Raw genomic sequence first — 15,927 nt, 5'->3', positions numbered from 1 at the left:
GATGTCGCTATCAGCAGCGGGAAAACAGATTCATAACAATCCCGCAATTGCCTATCTTGTCAGTCTGGGATCAAAACGCAGCCGCCAAACTATGAAGTCATTTCTGGATATCGTGGCAAAAATGTTGGGATATCAAAATGTGCAGGACTGTACCTGGCATGCACTTCGTCGTCACCATGTTCAAGCCATTATGGAAATGCTTTCAGATTCGGGTAAAGCTCCCGCAACAATTAATACTTATCTTTCTGCCTTGAAAGGGGTTGCGTTGGAAGCATGGTCAATGAAACAACTCGACACCGACAATTTTCAACATATAAAACAGGTGCGATCTGTCAGAGGAAATCGGTTGCCGAAAGGCAGAGCACTTGAGCGTTATGAAATAAAAACTTTATTCTTTACCTGCGAAAATGATATCAGCACAAAAGGGTTACGTGATGCAGCTATCATTGGTGTGCTTGTGGGGTGTGGGCTTCGTCGTTCAGAAATTGTTTCTCTCGATATAAAACACATTATTCGTCGCGAGCAAGCATTAAGAGTGATGGGAAAAGGTAATAAAGAGCGGTTGTCCTATATGCCGGAAGGAACCTGGGAACGTTTAAATCGTTGGGTAGATGAAGTGCGTGGAGATCATCCTGGCCCGCTTTTTACCCGAATTCGTCGTCATGATGATGTCACTGATAACCGTTTATCAGATCAAGCCATCTATCACATTCTTGAAATACGCAGAATAGAAAGCGGATTGGAAAAATTTGCTCCCCATGATCTGCGCAGGACTTTTGCGTCAGCCATGCTGGACAATGGTGAAGATATCGTGACTGTCAAAGATGCGATGGGGCATTCAAGCATCACGACAACCCAAAAGTATGATCGACGTGGAGATGAACGTCTAAGAAATGCCGCCAGAAATCTGAATTTTTGACAGGAAAGATGGCTGTTATCCTGCTCTATTTTTGTTAGCTCTCTGCATGTTCAAAAGATAACGTGAGACCGCCCGAAATGAAATTCGGGCAGTCTATCAACGGCTAAGCACGTCACTCTACATCTATCTTGATTGGGCAAACAAAACCATCAGGCTTTATAGTCAACAAATCACATCTTAATCGATCGATGACATGTTCGGCAGTATTGCCAAGAAACGCGGCTGATAACCCAGTTCGACCAAGAATACCTAAAACAACCACACCAGCATTGAGTTCATCACATATTTCAGGGATGACTTTCTCTGGTATTCCTTCATGAACGTGAGTTTGCTGTTCATCAATATAGAATTTCTGTCTTAACTCTTTCATGGCGATCAAATGTTGTCCGCGCAACGCCTGGTTATACACATTAGGGTCAAAGTCAGGTAATTCAGTTGCAATATTTAAAGGTGCGACTGGATAAGCGCTAACGAGATGGATCAGAGGGTCTTTTACAATTCGATTGGCAAGTTCTTGTGTCTCACGCACCAATTTCAGATTCAATTCATTATGGTAAGGTTCTTCATTAGATAAATTAACAGCAACAACAGCAGAACCATTTTCTGGCCATACTTGATCTTTTACCATCCAGACTGGGCAAGGGCACTTACGTAGCAGATGCCAGTCAAGTGGTGTAAAAATCATCGATTCCAATCGGGAATGTTGATGTGCCATTTTCAATAATAAGTCGTGGTTTCCAGTAATAACTTCTTGAATGATGGCTTCATAAGAGCGATTATGCCAAACCACTTTGATCTCAATATCAATGCCTGATTCAAGATAGTAATGGGCTTGCTGTTTGATCCAAGCGACTCGCTGGCCTATGACACCTTTTCGCATAGCATTTCTTTCTTCTGGAGAAAGTAAGGTGGTCATTTCATATGAAAAATCATAAATAGGTAAAAACGCTTTAATCTGCCCACCACTGCGTTGCACGATATAGACTGCGCGCCTTAATGCGGGCTGATCATCCTGATTAGGGTCAATTGCAACCAAGAGGTTTTGGTAGTTTGCCATATTGAGTTCCTCGCAGAGTCTGAATGCCTCTTTCGTACAGAAGATAAACCAATATAAACAACTATAACAGGATAAGAATAAGCCAGATCAGCAAAATAAGTGATCTGGCCTAAAATTTAACTAACGTTATGGCGCATTAGCAGGGGACTTGCCAGCCAACGCTGTCAATTTATTCATATCTTCGATTGCAATATACTTACCTTTGACAGCTAAAATTCCATTTTTCTGGAAGCGGCCAAGCAGACGACTAATTGTTTCAACAGTCAGGCCTAAGTAATTACCAATATCACCGCGTGTCATGGTAAGGCGGAATTCACGAGGTGAGAAGCCGCGTTGTGAAAAGCGGCGTGACAAGTTGTAAATAAAAGCCGCCAATCTCTCTTCTGCGTTCTTTTTGGAAAGCAGCAGGATCATTTCCTGGTCACCTTTGATTTCTCCACTCATCAAACGCATCATTTGCTGACGGAGATTAGGCATTTTTCCAGAAAGGTCATCCAGCGTTTCAAATGGGATTTCACATACCATTGAAGTTTCCAATGCCTGGGCAAAGCTTGGATGTTCAGTATTAATAATGGCGTCAAATCCAACTAAATCACCAGCAAGGTGGAAACCTGTAATTTGTTCATCACCTTCTTCGGTAATAGTATAGCTTTTGATGGTCCCAGAACGGATGGCGTAGAGTGATTTTAGTGCATCACCGGCCTTAAATAACGTTTGCCCTTTCTGGATAGGTTTCTTACGCTCAATGATGTTATCAAGCTGATCAAGTTCATGTTCATTTAAGGTGAAAGGAATGCACAGCTGGCTAATGCTACAATCCTGACAGTGGATTGCACAACCACCAGATTGAATCCGACGAATAATACGTTTTTCCGGGATCATAGGGAATACTCATTAGAAGTGATTGATATGTGTAAATTTAACATATTTAGGTTGCTCTGATAAGAGCAAGATACTGCCATTAATCGCGGTATTTATCATCACTAGCGGGAAAAATAAAATCTTTTTGTATTAACGCTGAACTTGCGTAAAACTCTAGCCATTCAATATAATATCTCAATCAAACTGAAATTGAATTAATAATATATGGATATAATACGCGTCGATGATGTTATTTGGTTACAGATAGATGGAATAGGGTTGTGACATGAGTGAATGGTTATTAATTGCATTTACAATGATAGTACAGAGCTCGGTGGGACTTGTATTGATGAGCGGGCTTTATACTTACTGGATTAAGCATGAGTTAAACACATGGCAACATTCCGTGACCATTTTTGTGCAAAAAATATTACTAAGAACATTACTAGTCAGTGGCGCATTGGCAGGGATAGGGTTGGCTGCTTCTTTGAACATTATAGAATACCCATTTAGTGTTTATCACACTTTGCAGAACATAATACATGAATGGGTAAACATAGAAACAATTTTTGCTGTCATCTATTTTGGTTTGCTTATCTTATACACGCTTTTTTTTGTGATTACAAAACGCGCATATGTTTATATTATACTGGTAATTGGGGTTATTGGTTTAATTGATCTTTATTATATGGCAATTATTTATGTTAATAGCGCTATGATTACTTGGGCAAATATTAACACCTATTTTTTATTTTATAGCGCAGTATTTACGTTAGGGCCTGCATTGGCGCTGTCACTTATTTCCCATCCATTAGGAAAATATCTTCGAGGAATATTGCCGATAAAATTAGTGATGGCCGCTTTACTGGTTGTTTTTATTAGCGTTACCATGCGACTGATTGAGCAACCAGCTTATATGGAGTGGCTATCGGAAATCACAATCGTTGATGATAATGTTATTTTTCCACATCGAGCTGAATTCAATATCAAAAGCGCCTTTGGATTAAGAATGCTTTCATGGTGTTTGTATATTATTGCAATGGTAATCTGGACTTATTCCCTATGGAGAACAAGGGTTAACTCATTGATTAATAATAACTATTATATTATCATCGGAGCCGCAATCATGTTTGTTGCTGAAGTGATCAATCAATATACATTTTTTATTATGTGAAACGTATGTTAGATAATTCATACTGTCTCAATTGATTATCCTAATTCTTTTCACTCTTCTCTCGACATAACGTAAACCGTGACATTGTCACAGTTTACGTTATGTTTGAAAGTAACCCGCTTTATAATTTCAATAGAAATATTCTTATTGAGATACTATGAGGTATTATTTTCATTTTTTTGTGGTAGCGCACAAAATTAAAGTTAACTATTAACTTATTATTAATATAATAAGAATTATGTTTTATATCTATATAAAATAGATTTATTCGACATAATATTGCAGAATGCTTTTTATGCAATTGCAGTGATCGAAAATCAAACAATTATTTTCGGTGAGTTATTGTGGGGGTTTATCACCTCCGCAAGACATTTGTCGTTAAAACAGAAAATAAAAACGAATCTATTAATAATTTTATAAATATTTAATTTAAGACAAGACAAAAAGAATCAATTAAAAGGTTACATGATCATGACTAAACCATTTCATCCTAATTTAAGTGTAGATGCATTGTTTTTGGGACCAAAATCAGAGAACGCTGTTTTTTTTAGAGAGATGATGGATTATGCAGTGAGCGAACATTTGCATTGGCGTTCAGGTTTTCATCCCGAAGATTCAACTTTAGTCACATCCGTTGCTCGCTATGAGCATCACTATAGAGAAACGCTTTATCGTACAGAAGGGATCTTAAATCAGCTGTCAGCAAAACTGAAAAACACATCTATTCCTTTCTTTTCTCCTCGTTACCTTGGTCATATCAGTAGTGATACCTTAATGGTTTCTAATCTTGCCTACGTTATGGCCATGATGTATAACCCGAATAACTGTAGTTATGAAGCATCCCCGACAACAACAGAATTAGAGCTTGAATCAGGATTAGATCTCTGCCGTATGTTTGGTTATGACCCGCAGAAATCCTGGGGGCATATTACTTCTGGTGGCACAGTAGCTAATTATGAAGGGTTGTGGGTCGCCAGGAATTTAAAAACATTGCCTTATGCGATATCTCAACATCCTAAGGCAAAAGATCTCATCGAACATAAAACGTCCCGGCAATTAAAAAATATGCCAACCGCTGAACTTTTGGATCTCATTACCGAACTGCAAGAACGTGGACTGTTTGAAGAAATTCGCGATATGACATGCCGTGGTACGGGAGTTAAAGCAGAAATTCTAGGCAAATTACTGGTTCCACAATCCAAGCACTATTCTTGGATGAAAGCTGCAGATATTTTTGGTATTGGTCAAGAAAACATTATTCCATTACCTGTAAATGAGAACTATCAAACTGACATTGCCCAAATGCGGAAAATCACCTTTGAATTAATTGAACAAGGTGAACCAATCTTGGCAATGATTGCCGTGGTGGGAACGACTGAAGTTGGCGCCATTGATCGGATTGATGAAGTTATTGCGTTGAGGGAAGAGTGTGAGGAACGTTATGGCGAATCATTCTATATTCACGTTGATGCTGCCTATGCAGGATATGCGTGTTCCATGCTTCTGAATGAGCAAGGTGAATTTGTAGAATATGATGAGCTGGCCAGTTATCACCGTTCGGTGGGGATCATGCCGGAAAATATCAGTTGGCCAAAACCGGAAGTTTACCAAAGCTTCAAGGCATTGAAAGAAGTAGACTCGATTACTGTGGATCCGCATAAAGTTGGCTTCATTCAATATGCAGCTGGCGCTGTCTGCATGAAAGACAAGCGCATTCTCGAATTAATCTCTTCACATGCAGCCTATGTGTTTGAAGATCATGATGATAAAACAAATACCATTAATCGTGGAATTCTTGGTTCATCCATCATGGAAGGTTCAAAATCGGGAGCAACAGCAGCGGCACTTTGGGCAGCTCATCGTCTGTTACCTTTGAATATTAATGGATATGGAAAAGTAATTGCTGCTGGTATCGTCACAGCACAAAGGTTGTTGAATAAATTGGAAAAATTATCGCCAATAGAAATCGGTAAACATCGATTTGAAGTGCATATCTTTCCATCTCCTGATTTCCACATGATCAACTTTACCTTTAAAGAAATCGGGAGCGAAAGCCTAGGTAATCATAATGCACTTAACAAGCGTCTATACGAGCTTTGCTCATACGCTACAGGGCGTGCTTATGCCAATGATTTTCTCACATCATCAACCATATTAGATTATAAAGAATATGGTGATACACCGTGGCACTATGCAGAGAAATGTGGTTTTAGCCGTAGTGAATGGGAGAAAGTACGCAATATCTATGTACTACGGGCAGCGGTAATGACTTATTGCTTACGCGATGAAGAACACTTTGAAGAGTTTTGGCAGCAACTTCAAGCGATCTTTGTTAAAAAATTGAGCCAGGTTGTTGATGAAGAAGAGAAAAAATATCGGTTAAGATTAGAACTAGATGTGCCATTTATTGGTTAATAAACCTAGATGTCCATCAGAATTGTTTAACTAATTGAAAATGAAAAAAGAGCTTAGGTAAATATAAGCTCTTTTTTATTTCAACTTCTCTGCTATTCGTAATTGAGAAAGTCATATTTTTCAAAATCTCAATAAGTTAGTCTTTTCTTATCCTTTATTTTATGCCCATCCATACAGTCCAAAAATCTTTCTCAACAATATCTATCTCAGTACCCAGCGATTTTTCAATATGCTTGATTAAGTAGGATATTTCTTCATCGCTTAATTCATGCAAAATAGAGCGGCCTTTGCGCGCTTGAAAATCTTCGGTTAACTGTGAAAAATTTTTATAGACAGTGCGTTTTTCCAAAAGAGAAAATGCCTTAACTTTTTTAAAACCAATGGCTTGTAAGCCATCAATGACTTCTGCCTTGTCTGGCCTGCGTTGATTTTCAAAATTTCGTAGATAAGGGTAAACATCAAGAATATAACCACGAATATGTTCAGGTGACCCAGGAAGTTGGATATCTTGCAATGTCCTATCCTGCAAGATATATACTCCCCCAGAACGCAATAATCGATGAGCTTCAGCAAAACAAGAGTTCCTATTTTCTTGACTGATATGGTGGATAAGCGCTCTTTCAAAGACAATATCCTGGCTACTATCAGGTAAGCCAGTGCAAAGAGCATCACCTTGTTTGACAACGATATTTGGTAAACCTTGGGTATTTTCCGCTACATCAGCTAACATCTGCTGGGAAAAATCAACGCAAGTGACTTTTTTAGCTCCCATTTTTCGCCATGCCAGAGAATAAATACCTCCACCACAACCAATATCCGCGATCTCCTTATCGCGTGGCTCCACCAGCTTCTGCATTAAATCGAACCATTCTTGTTGAGCTGCACGGCCAAGATAAGTATGTCTATTTTCTGGTGCATTAAAGTTGATTGGCATAATCGTTACCTCTTATTGCTGATTTTTTATCATTATCATTTAATATCAATATGATACATAATTTAACTCTATTAAAAAAAGAGGAAATTATTTATATTTAGATATCGTCTTACTATCTGAATCTATAGCTTACCAATTTACTAGACAATAATTAAATGGCATATAAGGAGCCACCTTATGAAAAGTGAAAGAAGACTTTTTCTGAAACAGGCGAGTATTACTGGTGCAGTATTTTCATTATTACCTCTGGTTCCAGCAGGTGCTTTTGCCTCTTCACATAATCAATCAAAGAAAGAAGAAGGTATTGATATAGGCGTTTGCGAGATGACCCCAGAGGAAATGTCAGGACCATATTTTATAAATAACAAATTGCTGAGAAGGAATATAACAGAGGATGAACCAGGAATACCTCTTTTATTGACAATGAAAGTCATTGATTCTGTAACCTGTAAACCTCTACATGATATCCTTATTGACATATGGCATTGTAATGCAATGGGAAAATATTCAGGTTGGAAATACATCAACCCAGACCTTGAGGCTCCATCTAGCAATATAGGAACGATTTCGAGAACTGATGAAAGCACATTTCTTCGTGGGGCACAAAGAACAGACGAAGAAGGCATAGTCAGATTCACCACCATTTTCCCCGGTTTTTATGCTGGAAGAGCTATACATATTCATTTATCAGCAAGAAATGCGAATGTACAAAAAAGACAGGAAGATAAATTCTATTTTGTAGGTCAACTATATTTCCCTGAGGATATATCTAAAGAAGTCATGAGTAATGATATGTATTCTCCAAGAGATGTTAACAGGCTTAAAAATGAAGATGATTCCATCTTTTCGGGAGTTAAAAGGGCTGCAATTTTGACAATGAAAAAAATAGGTGATAATCCTTTGGATGGATTACACGGCAAGATAGTTTTATCTATTAATAAAGACAATGTGTCTAAGAAAATAACCCCTAAAGATTTGGCTAAATATACTGTGTAGGCGAATCTAATTTAGAAAATCTTCCATAACCGGAGTTTGAAATAGATTATGTATTATTACTCCGGTGAAACAGGGCTAAAGAAGAGATAATGTTAGTTCGAAGGAATTGTTAGTGGTTTCAATTAAGTGACAGTGTCACCAATAAATCTTTCAGTGTTAGCACAATTGCCACGATAAAACAGCTTCCCAGTATCATCATCGTCACCGTAGTACCGTGTTGTGACAACGACATAGTCGCTACTGGAAGTAAAAACAGAATGGTTAGATTATTCAGGCTTTCTGAGATAGCCAATATTTGACCTTTATCCTGCTTTGCCCGATTTGCCAAAATCGAAGTGCTTATCGGAGCAGCAAGGCCGAGTGTATATCCCCATAACATCAGACAAGCCAAACTAAAAAACAAAGACAGAGGCAATAACATAAATACAGAACTGGTGATGAAAAGTAAAACTATTGCCAACAAAAGTGCACATTCATCTCTGATATCCAGGTGCTTCACGATACTTACGGATAGGTTACCCAAACCAAGCCCAATACCAAATACAGAAACAGAGATACCGACAGCTCCTGTTCCCATAGCGTAATGATGCCTTAAAACCTCTCCGGCTAATATAAAAGCAGATATTGCTGTACCATTCCAAAATCCTTTCGCAATAAGAGGGCGAATTAAGTTTCCTTGGCATCCAAATTGAAATAGTGATTGAAATAGTGATTGAAATAGTGATTGAAATAGTGATTGAAACGTCACCGTTTGATGAACAGTTTTTAGGGTATCAATCTGGTTTGGAATGTAATTTTTTCTCAAAGCTTTTTTACTTAAAAAATAGAGCAAAAAACAACCTGATGCACTCACTAAAAATGGCACTTGCCAGTGAAATAACTCTGTCAAAACACCGGCAAAAATAGGGCCTCCTGCAATCCCGGCTGTCATTCCAAACATGACAATGCCCATCGCTGATGCCTGTTTATGAGGTGGAAAAAGTTCTGCAACCAGCGCAAATATGGTCGGAATCAAAGCGGCAGAAGCCATGCCACCAAAAATACGTAACCCAATTGCAATCTCCAAGTTGGGAGCTATCGTTAATGCTAATCCATCAAGGAACAGAAACAGCAAAGATACCAGCAATAATTTGCGTCGATTGATTCGATCAGATAGCCAACCGAAAATTGGTGCCGCAAGTGCGTAGGCGAGGGCATAACCAGATACCAGCCAAGTGGCTTTGTCTGTTGTTGTCCTAAATGCATCAGCTAAAGGATTGAGCATAGGTAATAACATAAATTCCATCGCACCAATGAAAAATACAATAAGTGAAAATATAAGTAGCATCATAGATAGAACAGTACGTGGCGGCATATTTAAGCCTCCTTAGGTATAAGAAACAGGGTTGGTAACCAGTAGAATTATTTGATGAAAAAAGGACGAGAAACAGGGGGAAAGCAGTACGATGATATTAAATAAGATACTAGGGATTATTAAATATGGCAATTGATCAACTCTACCAAAACAGTAACTTAGCTCAGTTTTATGATTTCGATAACGAATGGGCACCCGATGACGACTATTATGTTGGACTTGCTAAAAACGCACATGCTATTTTAGATCTGGACTGTGGCACTGGAACGCTCACTAATAAAATTGCCCTCACTTATCCCGATAAAGTGGTATTTGGCTGTGATATTGCCAGCGCCATGCTGGATATCGCTAAATCAAAATTGGCGGGATCACGAATCACTTGGGTGCAATCCGATGCTAAGCAGTTGGCATTATTTCAGAAATTCGACTTAATCATTTTATCTGGCCACGTTTTTCAAGTGTTCTTAACTCATCAAGATCGAGTTGCAGTGCTTAAACGGATTTATGAGCATTTGGCAGAAGGGGGACAATGTATCTTTGACAGCCGTAATCCTTTAGCAAAAGAGTGGTTGACTTGGACAATAGCAGATTCTAAACGTGAGTTTATCCATCCAACATTCGGCTCTGTCTTGGCATGGAATGATTTTCGAGTTCACAATACTACTGTGACTTACGGCACTTACTATCAAATTTTAAACAACAAACAGGAATACCAGGCATTTTCAGCAATTACATTTGCCAGTTTTGCTGAGATCCAGCAAGCACTCGCTGACGCGAATTTAATTGCGACAAACGTATTTGGTAACTGGCAAGGAGAAACTTATCATGATCAATCAGAAGAAATGATTTTTATCGTAAGCAAAAATAAATGAGACTATAAAGGAAAACTCACTGCCAGCTTTTGTCAACAGTGAGTTCATTGACTTTTTACTTAGTCGTAGTTGCTTCAATATCAAGTACATTAATCGGGCCAGCATTTCCTGCCATATCTTCACCATATGCGCAAACACGCCATGGTGCTTCAGATTTTGCCAACATTGTTAACCTCCAGGGATAGCTATAACCTGTTTTGTCGTCACAATTCGTTGTTGCTTTAGGCCCATATTTAATTTGTACACTTGAGATATCATACGGACGAGCGTTAGCAGTTATACGCCAAACATCCCCATAATCATCCTTATTTAACTCGGGCTTAATTGACGGTGGAGTATTATCAATTTCTCGCAACATGACAGAAGCATCTTTTGTCTTTTGCCATTGGCCATCATTATTCTGGTGAATAACACAGAGTTTATAGATGCCTTCTTGATTAGGAAGTAGCATGTTTTTCAGCGGGCTTTGGCTTGCAGGAATAGAAACACTGTATCCTGCTTCCGCAGAACAATCGGCATCACTGATTAATCCTGTTTTATATCGAATATTCTTAACGTTAGCATTTTCCTTGATAACGATGTCCCATTTTGCTTTCTCGCCGTCCACAGGATTAACGCTCTGAGTTATCCAACGTGACCAAAGTGGACTTCTTTCCAGAATATTACCACGGTTATTTTCCAGTTTAGACAGATCTAATTTGCTATCCCTTGTCAACGCATTGGCAATACTATCGACAGGGATAAAATAGCTAGCACCTTCTGTTGGAACGCCTTTATTGTTTTCGATAGTACAAGGCCTGCCAAGTCCACAGCCGGTCATTCCAGGTGTTACTGTTGTATTCAGCACACCAATCACGTCTGTTTTGTCTTTTTCAAAAACAGGGGAACCAGACGTTCCACCAGCGACACCATCACAATTTACGGAGAAAACCGGAGCCCAAATCCATGGAGCGCCACCCTCATATAAAACGGGTGATTTTCCGGTGATATTACACTCAGATTTTCTGAGATAAGCGTAATTGTAATCAACGTTATCGACAGGAATATGAGTCAACACAATAGGTTGATGTTTCATATCAAGGTTTTTCTTCAACTTGAAAGGATGATAGCCTTTTTTCGCTAAGTCACCATAAGTTGCATCCAATTGTAATACCGCAATATCTTCGTATTTCATCGTTGAATATAAAATACGTTTGACTTTTATTGGTGATAATTCATCTTTCTTATCAATGAAATAATTCGGTGTATATCGCCAATATTCAGGTGCTGGTTGATCAACGATGACATCATTTGTGCCTACATTGCTATCTACACAATGCCCTGCGGTAAGTATCAGTGCTGGTGTGTCCTTAGTCGGTGCATTTTCACCAGAAATCAAGGTTGCTGTACAGGGCGAGGTTCCATTTAATTTACCAACAGTTCTAAATTTTTCAGCGCCAGGATCGGTTGATTTCATCAACGGAGCACCATTATTACTTGCAGCTAAAGAACTTGTTGAAACAGAAAATAAACTGATTAATAGGATTTTACGATAAGTCACAATATTCCTCCTTTGGATTGGTTTAATGACTTAAATTCATTATCTAATTTAATCATTAATCAATGCTACCAAGGTGGTTTGTACCAAAGCAGATACAAAAATCTAAAAATCTCAAGGCATAAAAAACTCACTGTCAGCCATTGCCAGCAGTGAGTTTCTGTTATCAAGAACATATGTAATTTTTACTGGCTAGAATTTCCAGTTGGCATTCAGGAATATACCATTATCCTTATGACTGCCTGATAAAACACCGTTATATCCCAGTGACAGTTTAGTATTTTTATTAATTTCCAATTCTGTGCCTGCCTTAATTACAGCAGCATCACGTGCGGCTGCAACACTATTGACAGTAAACGTGGCATCGCTATTGTTAAAACTTAATTGAGTGCCCCGATCTATATTGCCAAACTGATGTTGCCAACCCAATTCACCATATGCTCCTACAGTGATTTCATTTTCAGTCTGCCATTTTTGATCGACACGTAAACCTAATGTGGAGAAGGTGGCATTTTTCGATTGTTTCCTGCCGTTCAATGCAGCAGCACCGCCATGTTCACTAATACCTTCATTACGGAAATTAACATAAGACAGGTTGGCGAATGGTTCCAGATTCAGCCAGGAAGTATTTATTCCATAGGCGGCTTCAGTAAACAATTGACCTGTTTGAGCACCATATTTCGCTTTCAGACGGTCGGATTGACGGCCAAAATCAACCGAACGTTTGGTATCAAAACGGTGCCAACTGTAAGTAACACCAGCACGTAATGCTAAAGCATCAATCTGTTTGCTACCGTATAGTGCCAAATGGAAATTGTTACTGCGTGCTGAAGTGTTATATCCACCATTCAAAGAAGAGCGGGTATATCCGGTAGCAACACCAAGCCGCCAATCATCCCCTAACTCTTTATCTGCCCCTAATAACACACCATAGTTGGATACACGATAACCGTTGGCTTCACTGTTACCATTAGCACGTTGCCAGTTACCTATAACTTGTCCCCAAGCACCATTTCTATCAACTTTGATATCCTGCTCAATGGTTCCACCATTAGCCTGACGCAAACGGGTATTCAGCGTATCACGCAGATGGCGGCTATTATTGATTTGTGTTGCAGCAATATCAGCATGGATCTGGCCGGAAGAGAGTTGCTGGAATGCTTGGCTGGCTTGCACCGCTGTATCAAACATCAAGATACTCTCATAAACCGGATGTCCCAAACTCAGCTTATCAGCAGCATTAGCCACCGCACGCTCATTAGCGGTCATTCCTAAACTGGCAAATGTGGTGGAATTACGTTTTATATCCAACATGACCTGATTAGGGCGAGAACTAGATTGAGAATGAGATTGGTAACTAAGTTCAGTACCAATAAACAAATAGTTTGGCGCTACGGTAGTAAATTGGCCGTTGATCCCCCGATTTGCTTGCAGAATATTATATTGTTGCCCAAGCAAACTACGGACTTCTTGCTTCGATAACAGGTTATTACTATTTTCCAGAGAGACTTGCACTTCACCGCCTTTCAGCGTAGCCAAGCCATTACTGATAATGCGATCACTATACCCTTGGCTATTTGGTGCAACTTTTACCAGATAACGTGAACCCGCTTGGAAAGTAACATCATGAGCAACGTTCAGCGTGCTACTAGAACTGACAGAGTCAGAACCTAAGCTTAAGCTGCCTGGAGCAATACTGGCCCCAGAGTTGACCATGATTGAACCGACAGTACCATCCCCTCCAAGAATGGCTTTATCTTGCACAGTAACATCCGAAGTTATAGAACCACTAACCAATAAGCGACCTTGTTCGACCAAAGTTGGGCCTTTATAGGTACTATTTTTGCCGGCCAGTTCAAGTATACCGTTACCGATTTTCGTCAATCCACCATGACCGGAGATATTATTACCCCAACTGTCATAAGCACATTCAATACTATTACAGACTCGTTCAACGGTAGTACCTTGCTCAACGATGCCACCAATACCTGGAATATTGGCGATAAACTGAGTTTCAGAATAAGAACCTGGAATATAGTATTTCTTCGGAATATCCTTTTCAGTGATGAACATCTTAGGACCATCAATAGCATCTTTCAGGTTCAGCATTCCCCAACCATACATGTCATCCAAACCAGGCTTACCTAAATCGGTTGCTGTGGTTTTAAGGACATCTGCGATTTGTCCGGCAGTCATATAAGGGAAGCGTTGCATCAAGACGGCAGCGGCGCCAGCCACATGTGGTGATGCCATTGATGTCCCTGTGTAAGCATCATAGGCGGGATCAATCGTCAACTCACCATTTTCGAAAGCATCTTCGTCGATCTCTCCATCAACTTTAGAAACGAATTCTCCCGTACTACTGTAAATTTTTGTGCCTGGTGCCGACAAACAGTAACTGGTAGTATAACCACAACTCGTTGATGAAACGTTAATTTCGTTTTCCCTGGTCAGGTTGGCAACGCTGAGGTAGTTTTTCAAGGTATCAGGGAAGAAATAGGGCATACCTGCATGTAACCAGGTGATGTTATAGTTATTTGCATTCCCCGCTGCAAAAACAACTAATTTTCCATGACGCGCTGCACGCAATAGGCCTGCGGTTCTCGTTGTATAGTCATCGAGTTCTGGAATTGGGGAGCGGCTTAACCGATCCAAATCATCTTTAATCGGTGTGACATAGTTAATAAGCTCTTGCAACGTCACTTTGTCATACTTGATCGTCCCATTTTCCCATCGTTTTGGCCGGCCATACTCATCGGTTTCATAAGAAGGGCGCACCCCCCAACTGTTATTAATGACACGTGCATTACTTTGGATCAGGGCTTCTGTGCGGTTATAGGGAGTTTGTAAATATTTCCCAGTAATCAAACCAGCATCAAATGCTACACCATGCATTTCCTTGCCATCCCGATTTGCTGCAATGATCCCAGAAACATGGTTACCGTGAGCCCCAAAACTGATAATCCCAGTGTAGAGGTTTTCATCGTAATTCCAGGTGTCATCTGGGCTTAGAATTTTCAGTTTGCCTGCAAATTCAGGATGGTTGGTAACGGCTTCATCCAATACACCAACATTAATACCTTTTCCCGTGTAACCACGAGCATAGGCATAATGAGCACCAATAGCAGCTAATCCCCACTGATGATTAAATTCATCTGATAACCAACTATCTGGTGAGTTTTTTTTACCCTGTTCCTGATATTCAGTCGCCATTGAAGCACTGACAGGTAATAATCCAAAAAATAACGTCACCCACAAAAATATCGGTCGTGCCGAATTGTTTTTTTTCATAAAAGAGGTTCCATTTTCCAAAAAAAGTGGCAATTTTCAATTCGCTATTTGGTGCATTGCTCATTGAAAAGTTTTTATTAATAAAACCAATTATTGAACTTAAATAAGTAGGCCATGGTGGGATCGAACTATATTTTTAGAACAGCTATAGAACGATGCAGACCATATTATTTTCTGCTCACGAGGTGCTATAGCATAATAATTAAACCAAAAATGCAAGAATAATAATTAACTTTTTTATAACTATTTTATAACAATGGAGAGATCATATAAATAACACACTTTTGTTTAACATCCCGTTTAAGTGGCATGATTCTGGCATGATGTGAATTAATTGAATGCAAATTGTTATTTATGTGTTATTTTTTGTGGTGCCTTATTAAATGTTAATATAAACATTATTATTAGAATTTTTTTGTGATTCAAGATGCGTTTTATATCTCCCCCGCAAAGCGGAGAGATATAAACAATCACATTGATTTGCAAGCTGTAACTTGAAGTTGGACTGGTATATTAT

The 15,927-nt window shown here is 39.2% G+C and carries 11 protein-coding genes; 5 read left to right on the top strand and 6 right to left on the bottom strand.

Annotated features, from left to right (window positions below):
- Position 1 precedes the first annotated feature (1 nt).
- Entirely contained in the window at positions 2-919 is a 918-nt protein-coding gene (locus IQ209_RS00635; protein ID WP_193848483.1) for a tyrosine-type recombinase/integrase, read from the top strand.
- A gap of 112 nt (positions 920-1,031) precedes the next feature.
- On the opposite strand, the gene uspE is transcribed toward IQ209_RS00635, so the two are convergent.
- Positions 1,032-1,976: a universal stress protein UspE gene (gene uspE, locus IQ209_RS00630; RefSeq protein WP_193848043.1), complete on the bottom strand. Its 945-nt coding sequence runs from the start codon at positions 1,974-1,976 to the stop codon at positions 1,032-1,034.
- A gap of 126 nt (positions 1,977-2,102) precedes the next feature.
- Entirely contained in the window at positions 2,103-2,858 is a 756-nt protein-coding gene (locus IQ209_RS00625) for an FNR family transcription factor (RefSeq protein WP_193848041.1), read from the bottom strand.
- Positions 2,859-3,123: 265 nt separating this feature from the next.
- Between IQ209_RS00625 and IQ209_RS00620 the strand changes: the two genes are divergently transcribed.
- Complete coding sequence (locus tag IQ209_RS00620; RefSeq protein WP_193848039.1) at positions 3,124-4,011, top strand: DmsC/YnfH family molybdoenzyme membrane anchor subunit; 888 nt, start codon at positions 3,124-3,126, stop codon at positions 4,009-4,011.
- A 471-nt stretch (positions 4,012-4,482) separates the two neighbouring features.
- The gene (locus IQ209_RS00615; protein ID WP_193848037.1) at positions 4,483-6,426 is read left to right on the top strand and encodes a pyridoxal-dependent decarboxylase; all 1,944 of its coding nucleotides are present in this window, start codon (positions 4,483-4,485) and stop codon (positions 6,424-6,426) included.
- Between the two features lie 154 nt (positions 6,427-6,580).
- On the opposite strand, the gene IQ209_RS00610 is transcribed toward IQ209_RS00615, so the two are convergent.
- A complete protein-coding gene (locus IQ209_RS00610; protein ID WP_193848035.1) occupies positions 6,581-7,360 on the bottom strand; it encodes a class I SAM-dependent methyltransferase in 780 nt (259 codons plus the stop codon).
- Positions 7,361-7,537: 177 nt separating this feature from the next.
- Between IQ209_RS00610 and IQ209_RS00605 the strand changes: the two genes are divergently transcribed.
- Positions 7,538-8,356, top strand: coding sequence for an intradiol ring-cleavage dioxygenase (locus tag IQ209_RS00605; RefSeq protein ID WP_193848033.1), 819 nt, complete (start codon positions 7,538-7,540; stop codon positions 8,354-8,356).
- 118 nt (positions 8,357-8,474) lie between these two features.
- Here IQ209_RS00605 and IQ209_RS00600 read toward each other — a convergent pair whose 3' ends face one another.
- The gene (locus IQ209_RS00600; protein WP_193848031.1) at positions 8,475-9,710 is read right to left on the bottom strand and encodes an MFS transporter; all 1,236 of its coding nucleotides are present in this window, start codon (positions 9,708-9,710) and stop codon (positions 8,475-8,477) included.
- A gap of 125 nt (positions 9,711-9,835) precedes the next feature.
- Here IQ209_RS00600 and IQ209_RS00595 point away from each other — a divergent pair, with 125 nt between their 5' ends.
- Positions 9,836-10,582, top strand: a complete 747-nt coding sequence (locus tag IQ209_RS00595) for a trans-aconitate 2-methyltransferase (protein ID WP_193848029.1) — start codon at positions 9,836-9,838, stop codon at positions 10,580-10,582.
- A gap of 55 nt (positions 10,583-10,637) precedes the next feature.
- Here the strand turns inward: IQ209_RS00595 and IQ209_RS00590 are convergent, their stop codons facing one another.
- A complete protein-coding gene (locus IQ209_RS00590) occupies positions 10,638-12,122 on the bottom strand; it encodes a trypsin-like peptidase domain-containing protein (RefSeq protein WP_193848009.1) in 1,485 nt (494 codons plus the stop codon).
- A gap of 189 nt (positions 12,123-12,311) precedes the next feature.
- Positions 12,312-15,410, bottom strand: a complete 3,099-nt coding sequence (locus IQ209_RS00585) for an autotransporter serine protease (protein ID WP_193848007.1) — start codon at positions 15,408-15,410, stop codon at positions 12,312-12,314.
- Positions 15,411-15,927: the final 517 nt, after the last annotated feature.

The sequence above is a fragment of the Xenorhabdus sp. BG5 genome (genome assembly GCF_015163665.1).
GTDB lineage: Bacteria > Pseudomonadota > Gammaproteobacteria > Enterobacterales > Enterobacteriaceae > Xenorhabdus.
This window is presented reverse-complemented; position numbering and strand designations above follow the sequence as displayed.

Coding starts and splice junctions, on each gene's coding strand:
- IQ209_RS00635 (WP_193848483.1), top strand. CDS start 2: ATGTCGCTATCAGCAGCGGGAAAACAGATTCATAACAATCCCGCAATT.
- uspE (WP_193848043.1), bottom strand. CDS start 1,976: ATGGCAAACTACCAAAACCTCTTGGTTGCAATTGACCCTAATCAGGAT.
- IQ209_RS00625 (WP_193848041.1), bottom strand. CDS start 2,858: ATGATCCCGGAAAAACGTATTATTCGTCGGATTCAATCTGGTGGTTGT.
- IQ209_RS00620 (WP_193848039.1), top strand. CDS start 3,124: ATGAGTGAATGGTTATTAATTGCATTTACAATGATAGTACAGAGCTCG.
- IQ209_RS00615 (WP_193848037.1), top strand. CDS start 4,483: ATGACTAAACCATTTCATCCTAATTTAAGTGTAGATGCATTGTTTTTG.
- IQ209_RS00610 (WP_193848035.1), bottom strand. CDS start 7,360: ATGCCAATCAACTTTAATGCACCAGAAAATAGACATACTTATCTTGGC.
- IQ209_RS00605 (WP_193848033.1), top strand. CDS start 7,538: ATGAAAAGTGAAAGAAGACTTTTTCTGAAACAGGCGAGTATTACTGGT.
- IQ209_RS00600 (WP_193848031.1), bottom strand. CDS start 9,710: ATGCCGCCACGTACTGTTCTATCTATGATGCTACTTATATTTTCACTT.
- IQ209_RS00595 (WP_193848029.1), top strand. CDS start 9,836: ATGGCAATTGATCAACTCTACCAAAACAGTAACTTAGCTCAGTTTTAT.
- IQ209_RS00585 (WP_193848007.1), bottom strand. CDS start 15,410: ATGAAAAAAAACAATTCGGCACGACCGATATTTTTGTGGGTGACGTTA.